Genomic DNA, 8195 nt, shown 5'->3' with positions numbered 1-8195 from the left:
CGCAGCAGCGGCCGTTGCCGCGGACCCCTCGCTCGTCGGGGAGGTGGCGGGCTCAGGTTGAGCCTCTGTCTTGGTTGACGTGGCGTCCTGTTGTGCGGTGTCCGGGGCGGCCTCGTCCTCGTGGCCGGGCAACCCGTCCAGCACCAGCCAGGTCCCGGCCCCAGCGCCGGCCAGCAGCAGCAGGCCGACCACCAGGGCCAGCGGTGATCTGCGGCTCGGCTGCTTGGTCGGGGGGGGCGCGGCTGTGGCGCCGACCTGGCCGGTTGCGGCGGTGGCATGGGTCGGCAGCGGTAAGGAATGGATCTGCGCACCGGTCTGCGTGGCCGCGGTCGGGTTGAAGCCGCCGGGTGATTGCGGGAGCACGGTGGTGGCGGCCACGGTCGGCGAACTGGTGCCGTTGCCGCCGGCCAGTCGCTCGAAGACCTCGGCGAACTCGGCGATCGACTGCTGGCGCTGGTTGATGTTGAGCTCCAGCGCCTGGAGCACGGCGGCGTCGACCGCCGGCGGGATCTCCGGGAGGAATTGCGACAGCGGCACCAGGGTCGCGCCGGTGACCCGCTCGTAGGCCGCCGCCGGCATCTTGCCGCTGAGCAGGTTGTAGACGATGGCGCCGAGCGCATAGACGTCCGAGCGCTGATCGGTGCCGGTGCCGAGCACCTGTTCGGGGGGGCTGAAGCCCTGGCTGGCGGCGCGCCCGAGGGTACGGGTGGCGGTGTCCGGCGCCGCCTCCTTGGCGATGCCGAAGTCGATCAGCATGATCCGCCCGCTGTCGTCGAGCAGGATGTTGTCGGGCTTGAGGTCGCGATGCACCACCGGCGGGTCCTGGTCGTGCAGATAGCCGATCGCGGCGCACAGCTGGTTGATCCAGGGCAGCAGCACGAACAGCGGGATGCGCCCGCCGCGCTGCTCCTGCTCGCCGCGCAGGGTGCGATCGCCGCCGAACTCCAGTACCAGACAGACCATCTCGCTGTCGGTGAAGCGGTCGGTGATGTCGGGAACGGCGGGGTGGCTGAGACGTCCGAGCAGGCGCGTCTCGTGTTCGTCGAAGAGGATCTCGGGGATCTCCTTCAACGCTCGGTGCTTGCCGTGCAGGCGCAGGTCGTCGACCAGGTAGGTGACGCCGAAGCCGCCCTTGCCGAGCACCGAGTTGACCCGGTAGCGCTCGTTGATGATCTCGCCGGGCTCGCGCAACCAGCGGATGACGCCGCGGATCACCCCCTGCGCCGTGGTATCGAGGTGGGCCAGTTCGAGTCCGCAGTCGCCGCAGCGGTAGTCGCGTCCCGGCAGCTCGGCGGTCAGGTTCTGGGCGCCGCACTTGGGGCAGGTCTTCAGCTCTTGGTCTTCCACGGCGCGTCTCGCTCGTTGCTGGGGGCGTGCGGGGTTATGCGTTGCGTGTTCAGTGCCTCACTCTAACCCCAGGATCCGTGTTCGCCAAGCCTCACAGTCGCCGGTCCTTGAGCTTGAGAGACAGGGTGGTGAGCACGAGGAAGCCGAGCGCCAGGCCGCCGAGCGCGAGCATCGAGTCGTCCCAGCTCGCCTGCACCTCGATCAACGCCCTCTCGCTGCCCGGCAGCGGGGTGCGCAGCGTCTCGTCGAGGGTCGCGCGCATCGCGTCCAGCCCCCAGTAGGCGATCACCGAGAAGCGGGCGACCTGCTCGGTCACCCCGGAGAGCGCGACCACCGAGTTGGAGAGGATGAACTGCGGGATCAGCAGCAGCGGCAGTGCGGCGATCGCCTTGTCGTTGGAGTTGACCAGGGCGCTCACCGCCAGCCCCATGCAGGTGGCCGCGAGTCCGGCGAGGAAGAGGGTGGCGAGACGCTCGAGGAAGGGCCCCTCGAAGCCGAGCATCAGGGTGACGATGGCGAGGAAGCTGGCGCACTGGAGCAGACAGAGCAGCGCCAGCGGCACCAGCTTGCTGGTCAGGTAGGCGGGGATGCGCACCGTCACCGAGCGCTCGCGCAGATAGACCGGCAGTTCCTTGACGATCTCGCGCGCCGAGTTGATACAGCCGAACCAGATCGCCGAGAGCACCAGCACGAAGGTCACCTGCCCCTCGGCGGCGGCGCGCTCGGGCAGGGTGCCGCCGATGTCGAACACCGCCCCCACCACCAGCGCGATCAGGGGCGCCTGCAGCAGCAGCACCAGCAGATTGAGCCGGTCGGAGAGCAGCAGGTCGGCATAACGGGTGGTGAGGGTGAGCATCTGGCGCAGCCCGGCGCGCAGCGAGGTGCCGGGGCGCTTGGCGCGCGCGCCCTTGGCCTGCTGCGGGGCCTCGATCGGGGCCGGGGTGGCGGCGCGGCGCGCGGTGATATAGGTCTGGTAGAGCGGTGAGGCGCGATAGCGCGCGCGCCACTGCTCGGCCTCACCCTGCTCGAGCAGCTCGTAGACGTCGGAGAGACGCTCGACGCCGAAGTAGGCGGCCGCCTCGCCGGGCGGGCCGTAATAGACCAGACAGCCGCGATGGAGCAGGGCGACGAGATTGCAGCAGTCGATGTTCTCGAGCGAGTGGGTGACGCAGACCACCGTCTTGCCGTCGGCGGCGAGGCGCGCGAACAGCCGCATCATCTTCTTGTCGGTGCCGGCGTCGAGCCCGCTGGTGGCCTCGTCGAGGAAGAGGATGTTGGGGTTGGCCACCAGCTCGACGGCGAGACTGACGCGCTTGAGCTGGCCGCCGCTGAGCGGCTCCGGGGTGTCGACGGCGAGCTGGGCCTTCTCGCTGAGACCGACGCGCTCGAGCACCCGTTCGCTGAGCGTGGCGATCTCCTCGCGCGAGGTGTCCGGCGGCAGTCGCAGCCGCGCGGTGTAGCCGAGTGCGCTGATCACCCGGATCTTGCGATGGACGATGTCCTGCTGGGGGACATAGCCGATACCGGAGCGGAACTGGTCGAAGGCGCCGTAGAGGTCGACGCCGTTGTAGGCGACCTGCCCGGAGGTGGCCGGGCGGCGGCCGTTGAGGGCGTCGAGCAGGGTCGACTTGCCCGAGCCGCTGGTGCCGAAGATGACCACGAACTCGCCGGGGTCGATCACCAGGTCGATCTCGTCGAGCAGGCGCCGCGGGGCGCCGGTGGTGCGGTCCGTGACCTCCTTGGTGAGGGCGTTGACCTCGACCCGCACCATGTTGCCGATCTCGGCCGGCTCGAGCGCGGCGCCGGTGAACACGAACACGAAGCTGGCGAAGGCGACGCGATCGCCGGGGGTGAGGGTGACCGGGCTGCGGATCGGCGCGCCGTTGACCGAGGTGCCGTTGGTGCTGCGCAGGTCCTCGAGCCAGACCTGATCGTCGACGATCGACACCCGGGCGTGATGACGTGAGATCTGGGGCGAGTCGATCACCAGCCCGCAGTCGCCCTGACGTCCGACCAGGATCTCGATGCGCTCGGCGCTCTCGGGCGCCGGCGCCAGTGGCGCGACCGTGTCGGTCGAGAGCTGGACCAGTACCCCGGCGAGCGCGATCCAGTCGCCCTGACCGACCCCGACGGCGCCCTGCACGGGGCGGCCATTGACCATCAGCGGTGCCCCATCGATCGGCTCGGCGAAGAGCGCGCCGCGCTGCATGAACAGACGGGCGTGACGGGGGCGGACCTCGGCGCCCTGGATCTCGACGTCGCACTCCGGCGCGCTGCCGAGCACGCAGTCGGCGGTGGGCTGGAGACGCAGCTGTGCGATCACGTGTCGCGCCGTCTTCAGCTCGATCTGCTGCGCCGCCTCTTCCATCGCCCGGTCCTCGTTTCGTGGATGACTGCTGTAGCGAAATCTACCCCATTGTTCGCGTCGATAAAACCGTGTGCGCGGCATGAGGCGGCGCTGGCGGCGGGGCGCGGCACGGTTCTGGTCTATGCTCGAAGCCGGGCCGAGGTGACGCGATGAGCACGGAGACGAGCCATGTGGATGGTGCGGACGATGGTCGGGGTGCTGTTGGTCGGGGCGCTGACCGGCGGCTGCGCCGGCAAGGCGCGCGAGTTGATGCCGACTCCGCTGCTCTATCAGTCGCCAGGGCAGCCGCCAGGGCAGTCGCCAGGGCAGCCGTCAATGCAGCAGGTGCTGTTCACCCGCGCGCCGCGCGACCCTCATGATCTTGAGCTGCTTTATGTCACCGACCGTGCTGGCGGCGATACCGATGCTGCTGTGCCCTATGGTGAGGGACGGTTGCGCGGGCTGGTCTATGGCAGCGCGCGGGTGCGGATCGGCCCCGGACTCGACGGCGATGGGGTGTTGCGCCAGAGCCTGCTGGCGCGGCGCACCCGACCGGTGACCCTGGAGCTGGGGCGGGTCGAGGAGCTCGGGCGCTTTCCCGAGGAGCCCTATGCCATCGTCCGCGACGCCGCCGATCGGGTCCGTCTCGATCCGGCCGGGCTGCGTCGCTTCGCCCGCGCCCGCGCCGATCTCCAGCAGCAGTTGCGGGTGCGTCTGGCCGCCACGCCGCGCAAGGAGCTGCTGCTCTATGTCCACGGCTTCAACGAGACCTTCGCCAGTGCCGCCTACACCGCCGCCGAGCTGTGTCACTTTCTCGGCCGCGAGCCGGTCTGCGCCATCTTCACCTGGCCGGCGGCGGCGAGCGGCAATCTGCTGACCTCCTACACCGCCACCACCGAGTCGGCCGAGTACGCCGTCGAGCACCTCAAGAAGACGCTGCGCATGCTCGCCGCCACCCCGGGGCTCGAGCGCATCCAGCTGCTCGCCCACAGTCGCGGCACCCTGGTGCTGGTCGATGCGTTGCGCGAGCTGGTCGTCGAGGCGCTGATCCAGGGGCAGGATCCGCGCGCACGCTATCGCATCGACAACCTGGTGCTGATGTCACCGGACATCGATATCGATCTGGCCGCGCAGAAGATCACCGGCTTCGTCTCCGATCCCGACCTGCTCGGCGCGCGTGCCGCCCGGCCGCTGCCCCGACTGCTCTCCGGGCGCTTGACCGTCTATGCCTCGCCGCGCGATCGCGCCCTGCTGATCTCGCGCATCCTGTTCCGCAGTCGCGACCGGGTGGGACAGATCGCCCTCGAGGATATCCGCCCGGGCGCGCAGCGTTATCTTGCGACCCTCGGTCGGATCGATCTGGTCAGTTACGAGGGGCGGCGCACCGACTTCTTCGGACACGGCTACTTCACCACCAATCCGCGGGTGAGCGCCGATCTGGTCGCCCTGCTGCGCTATGGCCGGGGGCCGGACGACCCGTTGCGCGCGCTCGAACGTACCGGGCCGGCGACCTGGCGCTTTCCCGACGTCGAGGACGGGGTCAGTCTCCGGTGACCAGTACCCGCGCCATCCCCGGCCCCAGCTCGAAGTCGAAGGGTGTGGGCAGATAGTCCATCGCCCACTGGAAGGAGCAGTCGCGCAGCGGCGCCGGGCGTTCGAGGTGGCGGTAGAGGTCGTCGACGTGCAGCCACTGGCGTTGCTCGATGTCCTTGTTGAGTGCGATCAGCGCCTCGCCCGCGCCGTCCTCGGCGCGCTTGTGCAGCAACAGCACCGCCGGGTTGTCGAGCGGGATGATGCGCACCGGCCCCTCGCCCTGGAACACCGGGTGGGCGTCCTTGATCGCGTTGACGTGGCGGATGAAGTCACCGAGATCGAGGTTGGGCGTCTCCCAGTGCGTCGGCCGGGTGGCGACCACGTCGAGCCGTCGGGCGAAGCCGAACTCGTAGCCGATCGGCATCAGCACCCCGCCGGAGAACAGCGCGGCGAACAGATAGCGCTGTTCCAGGGCGTGAGGGTTGCCGCCGGACTCGGCATAGAGTCGCGCGGTGTCGTGGCTCTCGGGGAAGCCGATCGAGGGCACCAGGGCGCGGGTGGCGTCGTACTGCTCGAGCAGCCAGGGCGAGGCGAGGTCCCACCACTTGCCGCTGTTGAAGATGGCGTCGAAGCCCGCGGCGGCGGTCTCGCGGGTCTGCTCGGGCGAACAGCCGAGGGTCTCGGCGACGAACACCACCTCGGGGTGATCGCGCTGGACGTGCTCGATCAGTCGGTGCCAGACCGCCGCCGGGACCTGATAGGCGGCGTCGCAGCGGAAGCCGCGAAAGCCGAGCGCGATCAGGTGCTCGACCACCTCCAGACAGTAGCCGAACAGCCCCTCGCGATCGCTGGTGTTGTGCCAGTCGAACTGCGCCAGATCCTCCCACACCACCCGGGTGCCGTCGGCCTCGATGCAGGCGGCGTTGGCCACTCGCTGTCCCTCGCGCACGAACCACTCCGGGTGATTGCGCACCAGTCTGGAGTCGATCGCGCAGTGGTTGATCACCAGATCGATCATCACCCGCATGCCGAGGTGCTCGGCCTCGCTGATCATGGCGCGGACCTGACGCTTGTGCGGGGTGCGCGAGCCGGGACGGAGGAAGTCGCGGCTGATGGCGAAGTAGTCGGTGATCGAGTAGAGACTGTCGGAGCGGCCGCGTTTCTGGATGGGGTTGACGAACACCCAGTCGAAGCCGAGGTCGGCGGCACGCTCGAGATGGGGCGTCCATTCATCGAGAGGGCCACAGAGCCGGGGGAAGAGGTTGTAGAGCTTCATCGCATGATCCTTACTCGCCACAGGCTGCTGATGGCCGCCGACCTCAGCCGTTACGAATGTAGTCGTAGATGTTGAGATAGTCCTGGCCGGGACGGTTCCAGGAATAGTCGGTACGCATCGCGTTGTGCATCAGCGCGCGGAAGTCACCGGGATAGTCGTGGTAACAGGCGATCGCCCGGCCCAGGGCCGATTCCAGCCCGGCGTGGTCGTAGTCGTTGAACACATAGCCGTTGCGCTCGTGCAGCGGGCGGGCGGCGTGATCCTTGTCGAACACGGTATCGGCCAGTCCGCCGACGGCGCGCACCACCGGGATGGTGCCGTAGCGCAGCGCGATCATCTGGGTCAGCCCGCAGGGCTCGAAGCGGCTGGGCACCAGCATCATGTCGGCGCCGGCATAGATCAGGTGCGCCAACTCCTCGTCGAAGCCGATCTCGAGATGACAGTCGGGGCTGTCGTTGAGCATCCGCTTGAGCCCCCAGAAGTCGGCATTGATCGCCGGGTCCGGACTGGAGCCGAGGAGCACGAACTGGGCACCGCGCTCGAGGGTGTAGAAGATCGCGTGACGCACCAGCTCGAGCCCCTTCTGCGGGTCGAGCCGGCCGATGAAGGCGACGATCGCCTTCTCGTTGTCGGCGAGCATCAGCCGTTGGCGCAGCGCGCGCTTGTCGTCGTACTTGGCCTCGATGGTCTCGATGCCGTAGCGCGCCGGGATGTGGCGGTCGATCTCGGGGTTCCAGAGGTCGTAGTCGATGCCGTTGACCACCCCGCCGTACTTGATCTGGTGGGCGTGGAGCACGCCTTCGAGACCGAAGCCCTGTCCCTGGTCCTTGGTCTCGAAGGCATAGCGCGGCGAGACCGTGGTGACGAAGTTGGAATAGACGATGCCGCCCTTGAGCAGGTTGAGCATGCCCGGGTAGCGCGGGTCGCCGAGACGGTCGTGGTGATGGAAGCGCGCGGGGTGCTGCAGCCCGGTGGCGCGCAGCAGCTCGCCGTCGACCACGCCCTGATGGGCGAAGTTGTGGATGGTCAGACAGACCCGGGGGTGAGTCATCCCCAGACGCTGATAGAACTCGTAGAGATAGACCGGCAACAGCGCGGTTTGCCAGTCGTGGCAGTGGATCACGTCGGGGTGCTTGCCGCTCTGCCAGAGGAACTCGATGGCCGCGCGCGAGAAGAAGGCATAGCGCAGCACGTCGTCGGGATAGCCGTAGATCGCCGGACGATCGAAGAAGTCGTCGCCCGAGTGCGGCTCGATGAAGAAGCACTTGCGGTCGTGGACGAAGCCGAAATAGACGCTGCAGTGGATCGCCCCGTCGTACCAGGGCACCCACAGGTCGCGGTGGACCTCGTGCAGGTCGTAGATCTGGTCGTAGCGCATCGAGGCGTACTTCGGCAGCACGATCTCGACATGGTTGCCGCGGATCGCCAACTCGCGGCTGAGTCCGAAGACCACGTCGGCCAGCCCGCCGACCTTGGCCACGGTGGCCAGCTCCGGGGTGACATGGACCACGAACAGCCCGGGGCGTGCCGGCGCGGCCGGGGGAGGGGGCTCGGACTCGGGATACGGCGCGGGAGCCTCACGGGCTGGCGGCTGCGCCACCACCGGGCTAGCCTCCGGCTGCTCCGGCTGCTCCGGCTGCTCCGGCTGCTCCGGCTGCTCCGGCTGCTCCGGCTGCTCCGGCTGCTCCGGCT

5 protein-coding genes are annotated in these 8195 nt (G+C 68.8%); 1 reads left to right on the top strand and 4 read right to left on the bottom strand.

The genetic code is table 11. From position 1 onward, the window contains the following. Window positions 1-1347: serine/threonine-protein kinase (locus EBL85_RS16140; RefSeq protein ID WP_148040572.1), on the bottom strand; the 1347-nt coding region annotated here is incomplete at its 3' end. Window positions 1348-1438: 91 nt separating this feature from the next. After that, window positions 1439-3715, bottom strand: a complete 2277-nt coding sequence (locus EBL85_RS16135) for an FHA domain-containing protein (RefSeq protein WP_123143437.1) — start codon at window positions 3713-3715, stop codon at window positions 1439-1441. 174 nt (window positions 3716-3889) lie between these two features. Between EBL85_RS16135 and EBL85_RS16130 the strand changes: the two genes are divergently transcribed. Then, the gene (locus tag EBL85_RS16130; protein ID WP_369964155.1) at window positions 3890-5248 is read left to right on the top strand and encodes an alpha/beta hydrolase; all 1359 of its coding nucleotides are present in this window, start codon (window positions 3890-3892) and stop codon (window positions 5246-5248) included. Here EBL85_RS16130 and EBL85_RS16125 read toward each other — a convergent pair. Both EBL85_RS16125 and EBL85_RS16120 read right to left on the bottom strand, forming a co-directional pair. Continuing rightward, window positions 5235-6503: an alpha-amylase family glycosyl hydrolase gene (locus EBL85_RS16125; RefSeq protein ID WP_123143435.1), complete on the bottom strand. Its 1269-nt coding sequence runs from the start codon at window positions 6501-6503 to the stop codon at window positions 5235-5237. The genes EBL85_RS16130 and EBL85_RS16125 overlap by 14 nt on opposite strands. 43 nt (window positions 6504-6546) lie before the next feature. Then, window positions 6547-8195: glycogen synthase (locus EBL85_RS16120; protein ID WP_148040571.1), on the bottom strand; the 1649-nt coding region annotated here is incomplete at its 5' end.

The organism is Marichromatium sp. AB32 (assembly GCF_003718675.1).
Classification (GTDB): domain Bacteria; phylum Pseudomonadota; class Gammaproteobacteria; order Chromatiales; family Chromatiaceae; genus Marichromatium; species Marichromatium gracile.
This window is presented reverse-complemented; position numbering and strand designations above follow the sequence as displayed.